Genomic DNA, 17,568 nt, shown 5'->3' with positions numbered 1-17,568 from the left:
CCATAGCCTTCGCTTGACGGCTGAAGTGCCAGCATCACGTAGGCTCAGGCAACGCTTGGATCTGCTGGCTGCGTTGGTTTAACAGTTCTGGTGGATACACTAAGGTATCGGTATCAAGCTCTGCCCCAAGACGCTGAATAAGCCATTGAACATTATCGTCTTTAATTAAAGATTGCTGCGCCTGCTGCAATAACTCTTGGTGGAAACGCTTACGCAGTTCGAGTGGCGTTTCCCGTTTTGGATCGCTTCCTATGACCACTTTTACCCGCCTTGGGTTCCCAAGCGTCGTGGTAAGGGCCTGTTCAAGTTGTTCAATGGCGATATCGGCCGCTAAATGCTTCTGATCGGGTTTTAATAATAATGGCAAGGGATCTTCGAGTGCCTGACACACAGAATTCACGGCCAGTTGGCGCACGCGGCCGCCCACGTCTAAACTCGCCATTAATTTATACCAGTGTAAATCCAGCGGATCGCCGCTAATGGGCTCAGCCACGCAGAGCCCCGTTTCACGGCCGCCCGCAGCGCTGGTTTGTACGCTAAGGGCTTGAGCTGACGGCATTTTGGCTTCGCTCGCCCTTGGTGGTGACTGCAAAGCACTCGCGTCAACGGACGATTGTGGCGCAAGCTCAGTGCTGGCTGGTATCAGTTCATTACTGGTCGCAACAAGCTCAGTGCCAGACACAATAAGTTCTGTGCTAGCTGCCGCAGTGGGCGCCTCTTCCCAAGGCGGACGATCGTTACTCTCTAATTGGGATTTCGTGGACGCATTTGTCTTATCATCATAACCTGTTCCATCAAAGCCACGCTTATCGATACTAAGCTCACTAAAATCAGCCTTATCAAAAGCAGCCTCATCAAAATCGGCTTCATCCACATAGGTCTTATCAAAGCCCGCAGTCACTTTAGCCGCAGGCATTACCGATGGCGTTGGTTGGGTGTTCAATACGGGCCGAGCACTGACACTGGGCTCAGCAGTACTCTTACCGAGGGCCGGTACTTTCAGCTTTGGATCCAGTGATGGCTTTTTTTCATCACCGTCCTTAGCACTCAAGGCCTCGAGATCTGACAGCAGCGATTCCCGTGCAGCCAACACCGCCGATAAAATATCGTCATCCTCTAGGGGCGTTGTCACGACTGGATTGGGGGGATTTTGCACACTTAATGGCTGACTTGCCGAGTTAGATGCAGCGGATAGCGGCGTTTCAGAGGTTGAACTCGCCCCTTGCACTGACGTGCTTTCTTGCCCTAACGCTGCGCTATCGCCATTAAAAAAGTAAGCATGATCAATTTGATCGTAATCTTGGTGAGCATCTTGATAGCCATCTTGATAGCCGTCGAGTGATACGGGATCTTCCGCATAATATGCATATTCACCGTAGGCATAATCAAGAGGGCCATTATCTGCAATAGCCTGCCCTGAAACGCCTTGTTCTACTGAACTAGGAGTCCTCGAACCCTCTGTGCTAATGCTCGCGCCGCTATCGCTATTTGCATCGAGTTGTTCGATTTGCGGGCTAAAACCCTGACTCTGTGCTTGGCTGATGATCAGTGTTTGCTCCGCCACGAGTGCCGCATTCTCGGCGGCATAGGACAGAGTTTCATCGACGATAACTTCAGTTTGGGGAGCAACGCTAACTTCGAGAGCAGCTTTAACTTGGGGAGCGATATCAGCTTGGGGAGTCACTTGAACTTGAGTGGCAAGGGAGCCTGCGACTGCGGGCCCTGCTTCAGTGGGTTCAGTGGCTATCGACTCAGTTACTATCGACTCAGCGACAATGGGCTCAGCGACTTTAGACTTAACTACAGCCGGCTCAATTAATGCTGTTTTTTTTTCAGCCATTTCTTCAGCGACTGGAGCGACAGCCGCAGTCGATAGCGGAGTTTGCCCCGAAGGCAAACTCACTTCGGCCGGTGCATCGACTTGCCAGCGTTTCACACTTTTTTCTGGTACAAAGGCAACGGCGCGCAGTAATGCCATTTCCAGACCCGATTTAGGATCCGGTGCATAGGGTAAGTCTTTGCGTCCGGTTAATAGAATTTGGTAATACAACTGCACTTGCTCGGGGGCCAGCTGCTCGGCAAAGGCGTGAATTTGCGCACTGTATAAGGATTGCTGAGCCGCAGCCGGAGCAAATTGCGTTAAGGTGATCTGGTGTAATAACTCGAGCAAACTGCGCAGCACTTCTTGGGCATCGGCGCCATAGGCAAGCACTTGACCACAGGTTTGCATTAACACGCCGATATCAGCATCGGTTAAGGCTTTCAGCAAGCGCAGGACATGCTGCTCATCAATACTGCCGAGCATGGTCTGCACTTGAGTGAGCATTACAGTGCCACCACCAAAGGCAATGGCCTGATCCGTTAAGCTCAAGGCATCCCGCATACTGCCATTGGCGGCTTTTGCCAGCAGTTTTAAGGCTTCAGCATCGAAGGGAAACTGCTCTTGGGTCAAGATATGATTAAGCTGAGTGCCAATTTCCTGCTGGGTCAAACTTTTTAAATTAAATTGCAAACAACGGGATAACACAGTCACAGGCAGTTTTTGTGGATCAGTTGTCGCTAGGAGAAATTTAACGTGCTCGGGGGGTTCTTCTAAGGTTTTTAGCAGTGCGTTAAAGCTGCTGCGCGACAGCATATGCACTTCGTCGATAAGATAAACCTTAAAACGACCCCGGGTCGGACGATACTGCACATTGTCGAGTAACTCGCGGGTGTCATCGACCTTAGTGCGGGAGGCGGCATCGACTTCAATCAGATCGACAAAGCGACCCTGGGCGATTTCAACACAACTACCACAGACGCCGCAGGGCGTTGCAGTGACACCTTGTTCGCAATTTAAGCCTTTGGCAAAGAGTCGCGCTAAGCTGGTTTTCCCCACGCCCCGAGTCCCTGTAAACAGGTAGGCATGGTGTAAACGCTGCTGACTTAACGCATTGGTTAAAGCATGCAATACATGGCTTTGACCAACCATTTGTTCAAATGTGGCAGGGCGCCATTTTCTGGCTAACACCTGATATGACATGGAACTCCCCAGAGTGTGTGATACAAAAATGGGAGCATGCGCCCCGGGAACTTTGAAAGATAACATGTCAGGGTGTGACATGCCATTAAACTATCCCAAGGCGCCTTTGGCTGAAGAATTATTCGCCTTCAAACTCACAAAGTTTAACCAACTCAAGCCCTAATGCCGTTAAACGTGCCTCACCACCTAAGTCAGGTAGGGAGATAACAAAGGCTGCATCCTTCACTTCGCCGCCCAGTTGACGGATAAGTTTAACCGTCGCTTCAATGGTGCCGCCCGTTGCCAGTAAATCGTCAACGACTAATACTTTATCATTGGCAACAATGGCATCAATGTGGATTTCTAGGCTATCGTGGCCATATTCAAGCTCATAGCTCTGGCTAATGGTCGCACGGGGCAACTTGCCCGGTTTACGAACCGGTACAAAACCAATGCCTAACTCTAGTGCTAATGGCGCGCCAAATAAGAAACCGCGGGCTTCGGTACCAACAATTTTGGTAAAGCCTTTACCACGGTATTGTTCCACGAGCAGATCAATAGTCGCCTTATAGGCTGCGGCATTCTCGAGCAAACTAGTGACATCACGAAATAGGATCCCTTCCTTAGGATAATTCGGAATCGTTTTAATGCTTTGCTTTATCAAGGATAAGGTTTCTGTATTCATAGCCATCATATTTACTTAATAAGTTACTTAATCTGTTCGCCAATACTGACGGTAAAAACAAAACGTCCACATCGAGTGTGGACGAGCGTTGAAAAGTCGCACAAAGCTTATGCCGCTTTGGTTTGAGTTGCAACAGGCACTGTGCTCAAGTGATGAATTGGTTATCAATTTGTGCCTTAGATCAAACCCTATTCACACAAGGTAAAACCCATCACAAAAGGGCAAAACACAGGCTATTAGTCAATTTCAGGAATACGGCTAAGATACCAGAGTAAAAACAAAGCCATAGTGAATAATAGCCCCTTTACCCACAGGAGTGGCACCAGCATAATACTGAGGCTAAAACTAAGGGCGCTTAGCATCATGGCTTTTCGCTTCAATCCCTTACGTATTGCTCCCTGCTGTTGCCATTGGGTTAATGCATCGGCAAACCATGGATGTGCCATCAACCAGTTGTGTAGACGTTCACTCGAGCGAGCAAAACAAAAGGCGGCCAATAAGATAAATGGCACTGTCGGTAATAGGGGGAGCACAATACCGAGTAGCCCAAGGGCTAAAGCCGTTAATCCCACGACTAAAAAGAATCCGCGCTTCAATACCATAAGCTGATAATGCCCTTCTCTAAAAAACAAAAGCCACTCAAAGAGTGGCAATTGTATATCAACTCGAGCTTAAAACCCGCTTAAATTAAACCTAGATGTTTTAACCAAGTCAGGCTTGCTGGCAGTGTCGGCAACAATAAGACTAAAATAAAACCAATAAAATACATAAAGTTAAATGGGTCTTTAAATGGCTGACTACTCATTACAGCTCCTCAAGTATGTGCAAGTATAAGTGCGCGGGATCTAATGGTGATGGAGATCACAAAACGGGCGACATTGTAGCGGTTTGTCAAAACAACAAAAACCCTTTTTATGTAAGGTTATTGCATTTATTTTGATGATTTATACCACCTTATTGACGAAGACCACGCACTATCCCTTTTATGGCTAATTGCTCGAGTAACTCTAAAGATCCCTTCGCCAGTATCTCCTGCGCCATCTGCGGATAAGTGTTTGTTAACCATGTGAGTATGTCATTAAACATCACCTTCCCTCGCTCAACCACATAGGCCAAGACTTGGGCGCTCAAGGGGGTTAATTGCAGAAAACACACTTCCCCATCATTGTCTTGATACAGACAAAAGAATACGGGCGTCTCGAGCGCCTGCTCAGGGCGATAATCTTGACGTATATGTTGTACGGGAAAATGATACTGCGCCACCCTCGCCGTCGCAGCTAAGCACAGGGGAACATGGGGGATTTGCTCGGCCTGGATCACCTGCTCATCGCCCTTTTGCTGGGCAACGGCCACCACCAATTCGAGCCATTCATAGTGGGCCAGTTCCAGCATAAACGGTGGATCGATATCCTTGGGTTGGTATTCCTGTTGCAGGAAATGTAAAAACTCCCCTGCAATATCAATAAAAATTGGCGATTGGCAGTCATGCTGACTAAAAAAGGCCTGTACTAATGCCTGCCAATCAGCCTCTGTGTACAAACTCTTAAGCACAGGAAAACCATTGGAGACAAAGCCCATCACATTATTGAAAAACAGTTCACGGTAAACCTGCATCCGCTCAAGGGACACGCCTGTGGGCAATGGCTTTTGGGGATCACGGATATAATCGATAAAGGATTGCTGTACATGTTTAAAATCCATTAGGCCATCCTCCGAGGTGACGTGGGCTTAAGCGCCTGCTTTTGGTGATCATGGATTTGGGTTATTTCCCCGAGCAACTGGGCCGTACTTGGCAAATTAAAGTCCCGTTCGAGTAAGGTGGGGAATACGCCATGCTGGGCGTAACAGGCTTTAAGCAGCGCCCATACAGGGTCATTGATATCTGCACCATGGGTGTCAATCAGCAGATCTTCGGCCTGCTGGTAATGTCCTGCAATATGCAAATAAGCAATACGATCGGTTGGCATGGCGCTTAAAAAGGCACTGGCATCGTAGCTGTGGTTTATCGAATTAACGTAAATATTATTCACATCTAACAGCAGCTTACAGTCAGCCTCTTCGAGCACTGCGGTGACAAATTCCCGCTCTGTCATTTGTGCACTCGGCGCGGCATAAAAGGAGACATTTTCGAGAATAAGCGGTCGCTCTAAAATATCCTCCACTTGTTTTACCCGCGAGGCCACATGTTTGACCGCCGCGTCGCTAAAGGGGATTGGCATCAAATCATACATATGGCCTTGACCAGAGCAGTAACTTAAGTGTTCGGAATAAATTTGAATTTGATGTAGATCCATAAAGGCTTTAATACGGCGCACAAAGTCGACATCTAAAGGCGCAGGGCTACCTATAGATAAACTCAAACCATGGCAATAAAACTCATGCTGCTCAGTTAGTTGGCGAAATTGTCGACCATATTTACCGCCGAGGGTCATCCAGTTTTCTGGGGCGACTTCGAAAAAATGGATCTCACTGGGGACATGCTGGCAAAACTCATCGAGCATTTCTCGCCGTAAACCTAGCCCAACTAATCCTTGATATTGCATCTGCACCACCCTTCACTTAGATAGCTTAGTTAGCGAGTTTCACTTAGAGACATCCTTAAGGGAAAACCGCTAAACAAAGGCCAGCATAGGCTGGCCATATCGCTCAAGCGCGAAATAAACAGGCGCTACTCGAGCGCTTATTTAACTTCTTTGATTTCTTTTTTAACGGCTTCGGTTTTAGCTTCTACTTTATCGGCCGTTTTTTTCATATCGGCGCCACATTTAGCTTCACCACATTTACCTTCATGGGCTTTATCGGCGGCTTTTTTCATATCGGCGCCGCATTTGCCTTCGCCACATTTACCTTCGTGGGCCTTATCGGCGGCTTTTTTCATATCGGCGCCGCATTTAGCTTCGCCACATTTACCTTCTTTGGCTTTCTCAGCTGCCGCTTTCTTCATATCGGCGCCGCATTTCGCCTCACCACACTTACCTTCAGAACCCACAATTTGATAACCCGCATCCATGGCTTCAAATCCAAACGGGTTGGTTTGTGCATTGACGGCAAAAGCTGAGCTCACAACTACAGTGCCAAGTGCAACTGCTACCGCTGTTTTTTTAACTGAATTCATATCCGGTCCCTTCCTATTTATTGATGAATAATGGCCAACCACTGTTTGAGTCGCTGGCTTACTGCAAAAGACCAGCTCAGCTTCAATTCTATTTCAAAAAATATCACTAAATCACAGAAATAATCAAAATATCCTGTTAGGGCAAACTATTTATTGGCCTTATTGGGGTTTAACACTATCGGATCTGATTAACGTCAGCGTGCTTAACGCCAGCGCTTTGTAACTCTGGGGCAATAGAGTAGAATGCACGCCCTTTGAGAACTGATGCGGGTTAACGGCTGTGCGTGTGATTTTGGCTCCAATGGAAGGCGTAGTAGACGATCTGATGCGTGACATCCTATCGACTATCAATCCCTACGATTTGCTGGTCACTGAATTTGTTCGAGTGGTTGACCAACTGCTGCCTGAAAAAGTATTTCTCAAGCTCTGCCCTGAACTGCTCAATGGTGGCAAGACACCTTCTGGCACCCCAGTGCGGGTGCAGTTGCTTGGGCAAGAGCCCCAATGCATGGGTGATAATGCCCTTCGTGCGATTGAACTCGGCTCCCACGGCGTCGATGCCAATTTTGGCTGCCCTGCCAAAATGGTTAACCGCAGTAAAGGAGGCGCCGTTTTATTACAATACCCTGATAGTATTCACGATATTGTCCGCGCCATGCGTCAAGCCGTCCCTAGCGAGCAACCTGTTACGGCAAAGATCCGTTTAGGCTATGAAGATAAGTCGCTGTTTATGGAAAATGCCCTCGCCGTTTATGAGGCCGGAGCAACGGAATTGGCTATCCATGCCCGCAGCAAAGTCGATGGTTATAAACCGCCAGCCTATTGGGAATACATTACCGAGGTGAGAAAACGCCTGCCTATCCCAGTGATCGCTAACGGGGAAATTTGGAACAGTGATGATGCCAAACGCTGCATCGAAGTCACGGGCTGCGACAGCATCATGATAGGCCGCGGCGCGATTTCACTGCCTAATTTAGCCGATACCATCAAAACCGGTGCGACGCCTTACACCTGGGCGCAAACCTTAGGGTTAATGCTAAGTTACACCCAAAGGGAGCTAAGCGGCCGTAAGAGCGACTATTATCCCGCCCGGATTAAACAATGGTTTAGCTATCTCAATCGTCAATATCCCGAAGCTGATACCCTGTTTCGGGAGTTGCGGATCTATAAAACGACCGAAGAAATAGTGCGAGTGTTAGAAAGCTCCCAAAGGGTGTTGCAGCAATAATTCAATATAAATGAATTACTTTTTTGTTTTAAACGGCTCAACAACACGAAAAATCGCGCTGATACTTGATCTTTATCATAGTCGTTGATAGTGGAACTATTAGACTAAACGCCTAGAGTCAGATAAAACAGGCGATTTTACGTGAGCACCATCCATATCAGACAAGTATTGTCAGAGCTTGAAGCGGATCTAAGGAAAGAAATCGGCACGCACCCCGAGTTTATCGGAGTGCTAGGGGCACATTTTGCCAACCTAAGTTTGGGTGAGTTGATCGATAAATTAGCCCTAACGCCTTTGGCTGAACACCCACTCTTTTGCCGTTTAAATAAACTCGATGCCGCCTTCTGCCAACTTGACTTAGGACTCTACGGTCTCTGCTCAGACTGTGAGGCTGAAATTGAATCCGGGCGTTTAAACCAAGATCCGACCGAACAGCGCTGCAGTGCGTGCGCCGAGCACTACTTACATGAGCACCGCCATGAACTACGCCTCACCCATTGAGTGAGCCCAGTTTCAACCATTTGCGTAATGCTTTATCCACAAAAGCAAAAAAACCTCCGCAAGCGGAGGTTTGAGTTATCCAGGGAGGGGACAACTTAAAACTTCTGGTTTATTCTCAGGTAGTAAGTACGACCTAACACATCATATAAACCCACGTTTACATCACGATAATCCGCATAGGTATAATAATTGGGCGCTTCAGCATCAAACACATTATTCACCCCTACCGTGATAGTGCCGTTGTAGGCATGGTTATAGGCAAACTGAATGTTATGTTTAAAGTAATTATCATAATCAACATAACGGTCGGTTTCTTCTAACTCATTGTAATAGCCCGCTGATTGACTACCGATATAGACAACTGTCCATGCCGCTGAGAAGTCATCATATTTCCAACTGGTCGCGAAATTACCGCGCCAATCAGGTGAATCCGTCAGCCCCGCATAGTCGATCATCTCTGCTTCGGCATTATCTTGCTTCTTAAAGTCGAGCACATGGGTCAAGTCCAATTTAAAATTGAAGTCGCCAAGGCCCGTCTCTAAGTTATAGGCAGTCACAAAATCGATACCCGAGGTTTCTACAGTCGCTAAGTTGCGAACTCCCGCCTCGATATACTCAATTTTGCCATCCGAACCACGGGTCACATAGGGAGATGACCCATTCTTGATTTCATCGCGCAGGATATCATCGACATCAATCGACTCAATTTTGTTGTCATAGGTGATTGAATAGTATGATAACTCTAGGTTCCAAGCGTCAGTAACGTTCCACACACCGCCTAAGGTTAACGAGTTGCCCTCTTCAGCCTCTAAGTTCGGGTTGCCACCGTACCAAGTTTTATGTTGGTTATTGGTGGCGCAATATATCGCATCCACATTACCGGGTTCATTACACCACAGGGAATCCACCGCCTTCTCAAAACTCAAGGACTGAGACGAGAACATTTCACTCATATTCGGCGCGCGGAACGAATCACCGTAACTGGCACGCAGTAACAAACTATCCACTGGGCGCCAGCTTAAGCCGAACTTAGGCACCACGGCATCGAAGGTCGATGAATTAACCACTTCACCTTGTGGCCCAGTCAGAGAACCTTCCTGCTCATAACGCTCGTAACGAACTGCGGCAGAAAACTCGACATTGGCAGGTAAACCCACTTGAAACTCGAGATACGCGGCGCTACGGTCACGCGTGGCATCGACATCATCACCACCCGAACCACCGGAAATAATTCCCGCCGCTGATTCTGGATCGCTAGTTTGCTTGAATTTGATCATCTCATATTCAAGACCACCGACCATAGCGACCGAAAAATCACCGTTATCGACAAGTAGCGTCGACGCCAAACCATCTAATTGAGTACTTTCAAATTTACCTTGATACACCCCTGTGTGGGCAGCTTTACGATACAGATCCGTCATCTGTTGGTTCCACTGCTCGTAACTCATACCAGAAGTATTGAAAATATCATATTTCTCAGAATCAATTTCCTGCTGAATAATATCGTCGTTGAGTAAATTGTAATTAAAGCTATTAGTTGTTGATGTTGCATGCTGGGCATTTAATTCCCAGTCGATACCATTGCCATAATCAATGGTGCCAACAAAGCCCGCTAAAATATCAAAGTTATTAGTTTCAGTTAACGTATCACGCTCACCGAGTTGTGCACCTCGCATCGAGAGCGTTAAATCTTCACCGACTGGATTAAATTTATTATCGGCACTCATAACAGGGTAATTAGTGGATACTGGTGTACCGGCATAACGGGTTTCAGTTTCAGCAAGTGACGCAGATGCACGACCACGAAACTTAATATCATCTGATATTTCATAGGAGAAATTAGATAGCACAGAATTACGGGTTTGATCGCCAAATAATTTAGTCACATTGCCATGATTATATAAACAACGACCATTATTATTGCCATCTGTGCTGTCTACAGTGTTTTCGGTTTGCTCACACATGTCTGAATTACTATACCAACTACCGTTGCCCGTTCCATATTTACCATTTGGCACCGAACTAAAACCACTATAAGCCGAATAGCTAGGATCATCCATATTCCAAATATCACGGTCCATCACAGCTTTAGTATCGTAATACTCATAGGTTAACGTGATATTGCCTTTATCGGTATTGTACCCAGTAGCAATCGACAAACGGTTGGCATCGCCACCTTCAACACTTGGCTGCTCAGTGCTGTAATCTAATTGTAAACCCTCAAATTCTTTCTTGGTGATAATGTTTATCACCCCCGCAACGGCATCGGAGCCATATACCGCCGATGCGCCATCCCGCAGGATTTCAATGCGCTCAACAATGGCCATAGGGATTGAAGAGGTATCCGCTACCGAGCCTGAGCTTGAACTGGTGCCAGGCATACGGCGACCATCGAGTAACACTAAGGTGGCCGATGAACCTAAACCACGCAAATTCACATTACTTGTCGAACTCGCACCCGAACCATATCCAGAAATACCACGCCAAGAACCAAAACTGTTTATCGCAGAGTTATTCAAAACATCCGCAACGGTTTTTTCACCTGTCATGGCAATATCGGCAGCATTAATTACAGTTACGGGTGAAACGGTTTCCATATCGACTTGTTTAATACGCGAACCAGTTACTTCAATACGCTCGACTTTAGCACTTTCTTCAGCTGTATTTCCTTCTGCAGCAAAGCCTGAGCCAGAAAAGACCACAGCCGTTGTTGCAACCGTCATTAAACTAGTGCGAACAGCTTTTGCTGTAAGGGTTAAATAACGCATCTATCTCTCCTTGAGGTTTATATTAAAAACCTATAGTTGTTATTTTTATAATGGATATAGCAAGTATCCTCTTGCTGTAGAGATAGTGTTAATTAAGTAATTTTTAGTCAACAACTAAAAGTAATAAACAACACAATTAAAACAATTTGATACATAGATAACGGCAAAGGCCGATACAATATAATTTATTTGTTATTAACTTTTTAAATCAAAAATTTACAACCATAAAAATAAACAATTGATTCGATATGTATCTTTAGAATAAAAATAGTGTGAATCTAACAACAAAAAGAAAATAAAAATGCCACTCGAATGAGTGGCATTGAGGTTTACCTAGACAATATAAACTCAGCGTTAGAGCTTACAACCTTCAACACTAGAAGAGTTTTCGTAAACTATGTCACCGACAGGGTTATAGTCAGCCGCAACAATCGCTTGCTTCTCTTTTAAGAAAGAGTACAACAAGTCAGCGTCCACATAACCCGTTTGGATTGGGCTTGCCAGTTTTGGATAACCGTCGCCGCCCGCAGCATTAAAGCTAGGAACGGTAAACTTGTAGTTTCCTGTTGGGCTAAAGTCTTTACCGTTGATCTCACTGATATTGGCGGTCTTAGCCACACAGTCAATGGTCATTTTCACGCCGGTGATTTGTGCATAACCGCCAGAGCCAATTTGGATACTGCCCACAGCCCCTAAGTATGCTGCAACTTCAGTTCCGGTCATTTCGTTCAGGGTGACCATATTACCAAATGGCTGAACAGTCAGAACGTCACGGTAAGTAATGTTGCCAGGTTGAATCGATGCACGCACACCGCCAGAGTTCATCACCCCAAAATCGGCGGACACTTTACCGCTTTGCGCCATGGCTAACATACGGCCTAGGTTAGTTTGCTTATTACGCACGTTTGCACGCTCACCATCAAGCAATGCATCTGTAGTGGCGATCACTTCATCTAACTTAGCTTGGCCTTTCTCTTGATAGTAAGACAGTAATTCCTTCAACTCAGCATCAGGCTCGATCTTCGCACCGGCTAAATCAGCCGTTTTCTTACCCGCCTCATCGAGTTTGCGCATGTTAACAGGCACAAGCTTATAGCTGGCTAAATGAAGTTCACCATTGAAGTATTCAAAATCTGCACGGCCCACATACTTGCCCCATTCATGGGCTTGCATAATCCAAGTGCCATTTTGCTGATCCGGTGCACAATCATCGCCCGGTTCAAAAGAAGCATAGGCTTTGTTATCGCTGCCGGGTTCCATACACACTGGATTTTGCGAGTGACCACCAATCACAACCTGCAAATCACCTTGATTTAAAGCACGCACCATAGCCACATCGCCAGGGGCGTTGCTACCGTTCTGGCCATCGGCGTAGTGACCCATATGTGTGGTTGCGAAAATAATATCGGCAGATTTTGCGTCTTTAATTTCTTTGATGACTTTGGCGACTTCGGTCTTAGGATCGGTGAAGATTAAATCACTAATAAATTCTGGGTTACCAATCTTAGCGGTATCTTCCGTGGTTAAACCAATAACAGCCACTTTTAGACCGTTAACATCAAAAATTTTATAAGCCTCAAAATAACGCTCGCCTTGAGTACCATCAGCATTTTTACGATAAATGTTTGCTGCCAGCATAGGGAATTCAGCAAGACGACGCTGCATATCTACGACAGATAATGGGTTATCAAATTCATGGTTACCGACCGCCATAGCGTCATAACCAATTTTGTTCATACCCGTAAAATCAGGAATTGCGTCCTGTAAATCCGATTCTGGCACACCGGTATTAATATCACCGCCAGAGAGCAATAAAGTTTGACCACCATTCTTACTTACTTCGGCACGAATTTGGTCAATTAACGTTTTACGAGCAGCCATACCATATTCACCATCACTGTTTTCCCAGAAACGGCCATGGTTATCATTAGTGTGTAATACGGTAAACGTTTTACAAGCACTGCCCGCTTCGGCACAAGTTGTTGGCACTTTAGTGTTGTCATCATCACTATTACAACCAGCGAGAACTGCGAGAACTGCAGTGGCGACTAGTCCTTTAATAAGCTTATTTCTCATTACATCAACCCCTTGATTTTAATTATTTTATCATAAAAATATTGGCGCAAACTCCATCAAGTTCGCGCCATGCATAATATCAAATAATAAAGCTAAATTGTGTCAATTTTATTAATAAACGTGATTTTAATGTGGAATTTTTGGATTATTTAAGACACTTTTGTTTCAAATAAAAAATAAGCTAAAAGACCGATTTTTAAATATTGAAATATAGATAACTGATGATAAAAAAAAGCGGGCTAAATCATTCAATATAAACAATTTAGATTTAACTGGGAGAGAATGTGATTGTTCACTATAAAAAACAGGCATGGGTGATATTTTATTTACCGCATGCCGTTTTTATCAGCAATTAGACTTGGCTACATTTCAAAACGCTGTAATAACCACTGACTAATCTCTTTTAACTGTGCAGGGATCACGGAATGTGGCATTGGGTAAGTTTGCCATTGCACTTTATATCCTCCCGCCATTAACGCTTCTTTCGCTAATAGGCCGGCGGATAATGGCACTACATCATCTTGTATACCGTGTTGTTGTAATATTGGCGTTTGCGCATTCGCAGGGCTTAATTGGGCAGGCAGGGCATCTCCCGTAGGTAAATAACAGGATAGCGCCATAATGCCGGCTAATGTTTGCTCAAAACGTAGCCCAGAGAAAAGGCTCATCACCCCGCCTTGGCTAAATCCTGCTAGTACAATACGCTCACTTGGAATACCGGCGGCAATTTGTGCATTAATAAGCGCTTTAACACTGGCTTCCGATGCAATAACGCCCTGCATATCGGCCCTGTCGTGAAGATCCATACTTTTAATGTCATACCAGGCCCGCATCACATAACCCGCATTGATCGTGACCGCCTGCTCTGGAGCATGGGGGAATATAAATCGAATGCTGTGATCGCTCGGTAACCCTAACGCAGGCACCACAGGTGCGAATCCGGCGCCCGAATCCCCGAGACCATGTAACCAGATCACTGCGGCCGTTGCGGGCGTTTTAGGTTCAACGACAATACATTCAAGTGTGTTAGACATACTTAACTATTCCTAATCTAATCCAATAAAAATCCATGGCGGCTAAAAAGGCCGATGAAAGCTACTCGCAATCAATCCCTAAAATCTCTTGTACTGCTTGGAGCTGCATTTCGTTATCCAATTTTACACTCCAGCACACGGCGCCCCCGTTGGCGATCAACATGGGCGGTTCCCGCCGTAAAGCGATATCTTCCGCGCCCGCCAGCAGCACAATGCTGGCGGCGTTGAGCCTTACCTGCACTTCAAACTCAGTGACAATTAACTTACCCTGCGAGAAATCTATGACCATATCGGACACCATCTGTGAAAAACGCGCCATGATAACAAACTTGCTGCATTTAACCGATGGCAAAATTTGACAAGGATAACAAAACTTCAGGTACACTTTCGCCCTTAGCCTGCGGGGTGAAGATAAACCCAAGCATGGACACACTATTGCCCTAACCCGAACAAAAATAATCATTTAATTAGGTTTAACTATGTATCCCCGTTATCGTTCTATCCTAAGCAGCGCATTAGTGCTGACACTACTCTGCTCTCCTTATCGCTATGCTGCGGCGCATACTGACACCACAAACGCAGGTATCCCAAGTGCTTACACAACTAGTGCTTACACAGCAAGCAGTCACACAATAAGTACTGTCAGCTTAGTGCCAGCGCCCAATCCCGCCGATATACAGCAAAACAGGGATACACTCACCTATGCCAACTACGATGAAGTGAGTGTCAGCCATGTGGATCTCGCCCTACGTCTCGATTTTGAAACCAATAAACTGTCCGGGGATGTGATCCTCAGCTTAGATTGGCATAGTGCGGGTCAAATCCTCATATTAGACACGCGCGATCTCACCATTCACCAGGTCAGTTCATTAAATGATCAAGGTCAATGGCAGCAGGTGCCTTTCAATCTGGCGAAACAGGATGAAGTTAAAGGCGCGGCGCTGACCATAGAACTTGCCGATAAAAATACCCAAAAGGTTAAAATTAACTACCATACGTCCGAAAATCCTTCGGGTATTCAATGGTTAACACCCGCTCAAACCCAAGGCAAACAATTGCCATTTATGTTCAGCCAGAGTCAGGCTATCCATGCCCGCAGCTGGATCCCACTGCAAGATACGCCAGCGGTGCGCCAAACCTATAGCGCGACGATCACCGCCGACAAGGCCATTACCGTGGTGATGAGCGCCGATCGCACATCACTTTCACCCACTCAGACCCAGTTCACTATGCCGCAGGCCATTCCCGCCTATTTGATCGCCATTGCGGCCGGACATTTACAGTTTGCGCCCTTAGATAACATTTCTGGCATTTGGGCTGAACCAGAAATCCTCGATAAAGCGAGCAAAGAATTTATCGATACCCCAGAGATGATCGGCATCGCGGCTAAACGTTACGGTGACTATCGCTGGGGACGTTATGATTTGCTGATTTTGCCCCCAAGCTTTCCCTACGGTGGCATGGAAAATCCACGGCTTTCCTTTATTACGCCAACGGTGATCGCCGGTGATAAAAGCCTAGTGAGTCTTATCGCCCACGAACTTGCCCATTCTTGGTCCGGCAATTTAGTGACTAATGCGACGTGGCGCGATCTGTGGCTCAATGAAGGTTTTACGACCTATGTCGAAAACCGCATTATGGAAGATCTCTACGGCCGTGACCGTGCGCTGATGGAGCAAACCATTGGCTACTCAGAATTACTTGCCGAACTTGAGGTGCTCGCCCCCGAGGATTCAGTGCTGCATATAGCACTTGGCGAGCGGGATCCTGACGATGCCTTTAGCGGCGTGCCCTATGTGAAAGGACAACTATTTTTACGTTTCCTCGAACACAAATTTGGCCGCGAACGCTTCGATGCCTTCGTCAAAAACTACTTTAATCATTTTGCCTTCCAAAGCATTACCACGGCGCAGTTCCGTGAATACCTCACACAAAATTTACTCCAGAAATACCCGAATGTGGTCAGCGAAGCAGAGGTGGATACTTGGATTGAAGGCCAAGGCTTACCCTCATTCTTAGTGCCCCCTAATTCCCACGCCTTTGATGATATCGACAACCAGAGACAAGCTTGGCTGGAGGGGAAAGTGGCGGCCGCGGCCTTAAGCACTCAAACTTGGACTGTGCATCAATGGCTGCGCTTTATTAATGAAATGCCTCGGCTCAATTTAAGCCAAACCCAACTGCTGGAGCTGGATAGCGCATTCCATTTTACTGGAACGAGTAACAACGAGATCGCCTTTGCCTGGTATTCACTCGCGCTAGATAATGGCTATTATCGAGTACTCCCCAATTTAAAACAGCATCTTACCGATATTGGCCGCCGCCGGCTTATTGTGCCCTTATACCAAAAACTCGCCAGCACAGAACATTACAACTGGGCTAAAGGCGTGTATCTCAGTGTCCGCGATGGCTACCATCCACAAACCCAAGCAAGCCTAGATATGATGTTTGCCGACAAGCCAATCGAGCATCAACATAGCCGTTAGCGCCATAAAAACAAAAAGCCCAAACCTAGGTTTGGGCTTTTGCTATTCAATCTGCAGCCTCGATTCATTCAACGTATACTGGACCAATAGTTCAGATAAGAGTCGAGCCCGAAGCCTAAGATTAGTGGTGATGACCACCAGCACCATGGGCGTGACCATGGGCAATTTCTTCAGCGGATGCCTCGCGGGCACCGACGATTTCGATATCAAAGGTTAAATCACGGCCAGCCAGAGGATGATTGACATCCACAGTCGCCATAAATTTACCCACTTTAACGATAGTCACTTGGCGTTGGCCATGGTCGGTATTCACCACAGCCGTCATACCCGGTTTCCACACAGTCGCACCTAATAAGTGCTTTACTGACACGCGTTGGTGCGCATCGGCATCGGCTACGCGCTCACCATAGGTTTCGGCTGCGGGTAGAGTCACAGTGAATTTTTCACCAATCGCTTTACCGTCAATGGCGTTTTCAACACCTGGCATCATGTTGTCATGGCCATGTAAATAAGCGATAGGCTCACGGCCTTCATTGGTTTCAATCACTTCGCCTTTTTCGTCGCGCAGTGTGTAATTAAACTGCACCACCATATCGTCTTTAATGCTCATCGAATATCCTTTGATTTACTTCGATTTCAAATGTCGGCCGAGCTTAACAAAACTGACCTATTCA

At 46.4% G+C, this 17,568-nt stretch carries 15 protein-coding genes; 3 read left to right on the top strand and 12 right to left on the bottom strand.

Features of this window, described 5'->3' with window-relative positions; all coding sequences use genetic code 11:
• Positions 1 to 34: 34 nt before the first annotated feature.
• The 7 genes from dnaX to JFT56_RS08150 form a co-directional block, all read right to left on the bottom strand.
• Positions 35 to 3,022: a DNA polymerase III subunit gamma/tau gene (gene dnaX / locus JFT56_RS08175; protein WP_198783147.1), complete on the bottom strand. Its 2,988-nt coding sequence runs from the start codon at positions 3,020 to 3,022 to the stop codon at positions 35 to 37.
• 118 nt (positions 3,023 to 3,140) lie between these two features.
• The gene (gene apt / locus JFT56_RS08170; protein WP_198783146.1) at positions 3,141 to 3,692 is read right to left on the bottom strand and encodes an adenine phosphoribosyltransferase; all 552 of its coding nucleotides are present in this window, start codon (positions 3,690 to 3,692) and stop codon (positions 3,141 to 3,143) included.
• 230 nt (positions 3,693 to 3,922) lie between these two features.
• The gene (locus tag JFT56_RS08165) at positions 3,923 to 4,288 is read right to left on the bottom strand and encodes a YbaN family protein (protein ID WP_198783530.1); all 366 of its coding nucleotides are present in this window, start codon (positions 4,286 to 4,288) and stop codon (positions 3,923 to 3,925) included.
• 80 nt (positions 4,289 to 4,368) lie between these two features.
• Positions 4,369 to 4,491, bottom strand: a complete 123-nt coding sequence (locus JFT56_RS20000) for a hypothetical protein (protein ID WP_269820000.1) — start codon at positions 4,489 to 4,491, stop codon at positions 4,369 to 4,371.
• A gap of 149 nt (positions 4,492 to 4,640) precedes the next feature.
• Complete coding sequence (locus JFT56_RS08160; protein WP_198783145.1) at positions 4,641 to 5,387, bottom strand: DNA-binding domain-containing protein; 747 nt, start codon at positions 5,385 to 5,387, stop codon at positions 4,641 to 4,643.
• Positions 5,387 to 6,229 (bottom strand): DUF692 domain-containing protein, encoded by an 843-nt coding sequence (locus JFT56_RS08155; RefSeq protein WP_198783144.1) that lies wholly within the window; start codon positions 6,227 to 6,229, stop codon positions 5,387 to 5,389. Before JFT56_RS08155 ends, JFT56_RS08160 begins: the two co-directional genes overlap by 1 nt.
• A 137-nt stretch (positions 6,230 to 6,366) precedes the next feature.
• The gene (locus JFT56_RS08150) at positions 6,367 to 6,801 is read right to left on the bottom strand and encodes a hypothetical protein (protein WP_198783143.1); all 435 of its coding nucleotides are present in this window, start codon (positions 6,799 to 6,801) and stop codon (positions 6,367 to 6,369) included.
• Positions 6,802 to 7,081: 280 nt separating this feature from the next.
• Here JFT56_RS08150 and JFT56_RS08145 point away from each other — a divergent pair, with 280 nt between their 5' ends.
• Positions 7,082 to 8,029, top strand: a complete 948-nt coding sequence (locus tag JFT56_RS08145) for a tRNA-dihydrouridine synthase (protein ID WP_198783142.1) — start codon at positions 7,082 to 7,084, stop codon at positions 8,027 to 8,029.
• A 141-nt stretch (positions 8,030 to 8,170) separates the two neighbouring features.
• Entirely contained in the window at positions 8,171 to 8,530 is a 360-nt protein-coding gene (locus JFT56_RS08140; RefSeq protein ID WP_198783141.1) for a TraR/DksA family transcriptional regulator, read from the top strand.
• Positions 8,531 to 8,625: 95 nt separating this feature from the next.
• Here JFT56_RS08140 and JFT56_RS08135 read toward each other — a convergent pair whose 3' ends face one another.
• From JFT56_RS08135 to JFT56_RS08120, 4 genes are all read right to left on the bottom strand, one after another.
• Positions 8,626 to 11,298: a TonB-dependent receptor gene (locus tag JFT56_RS08135; protein WP_198783140.1), complete on the bottom strand. Its 2,673-nt coding sequence runs from the start codon at positions 11,296 to 11,298 to the stop codon at positions 8,626 to 8,628.
• A 354-nt stretch (positions 11,299 to 11,652) separates the two neighbouring features.
• Positions 11,653 to 13,374, bottom strand: a complete 1,722-nt coding sequence (ushA, locus tag JFT56_RS08130) for a bifunctional UDP-sugar hydrolase/5'-nucleotidase UshA (protein WP_198783139.1) — start codon at positions 13,372 to 13,374, stop codon at positions 11,653 to 11,655.
• A 362-nt stretch (positions 13,375 to 13,736) separates the two neighbouring features.
• Positions 13,737 to 14,408 carry an alpha/beta hydrolase gene (locus JFT56_RS08125; protein WP_198783138.1) on the bottom strand — a complete coding sequence of 224 codons (672 nt, stop codon included), beginning with the start codon at positions 14,406 to 14,408 and terminating at the stop codon, positions 13,737 to 13,739.
• 61 nt (positions 14,409 to 14,469) lie between these two features.
• Positions 14,470 to 14,697 (bottom strand): DUF3389 family protein, encoded by a 228-nt coding sequence (locus JFT56_RS08120; protein ID WP_198783529.1) that lies wholly within the window; start codon positions 14,695 to 14,697, stop codon positions 14,470 to 14,472.
• Positions 14,698 to 14,887: 190 nt separating this feature from the next.
• Here JFT56_RS08120 and JFT56_RS08115 point away from each other — a divergent pair, with 190 nt between their 5' ends.
• Positions 14,888 to 16,894, top strand: coding sequence for a M1 family metallopeptidase (locus JFT56_RS08115; RefSeq protein ID WP_198783137.1), 2,007 nt, complete (start codon positions 14,888 to 14,890; stop codon positions 16,892 to 16,894).
• A 121-nt stretch (positions 16,895 to 17,015) separates the two neighbouring features.
• Here JFT56_RS08115 and JFT56_RS08110 read toward each other — a convergent pair whose 3' ends face one another.
• Entirely contained in the window at positions 17,016 to 17,504 is a 489-nt protein-coding gene (locus tag JFT56_RS08110) for an FKBP-type peptidyl-prolyl cis-trans isomerase (protein WP_198783136.1), read from the bottom strand.
• Positions 17,505 to 17,568 lie beyond the last annotated feature (64 nt).

The sequence above is a fragment of the Shewanella putrefaciens genome, assembly GCF_016406305.1.
Classification (GTDB): domain Bacteria; phylum Pseudomonadota; class Gammaproteobacteria; order Enterobacterales; family Shewanellaceae; genus Shewanella; species Shewanella putrefaciens_C.
The sequence above is the reverse complement of the archived record's forward strand: the minus strand, read 5'-3'. Positions and strand labels throughout refer to the sequence as shown.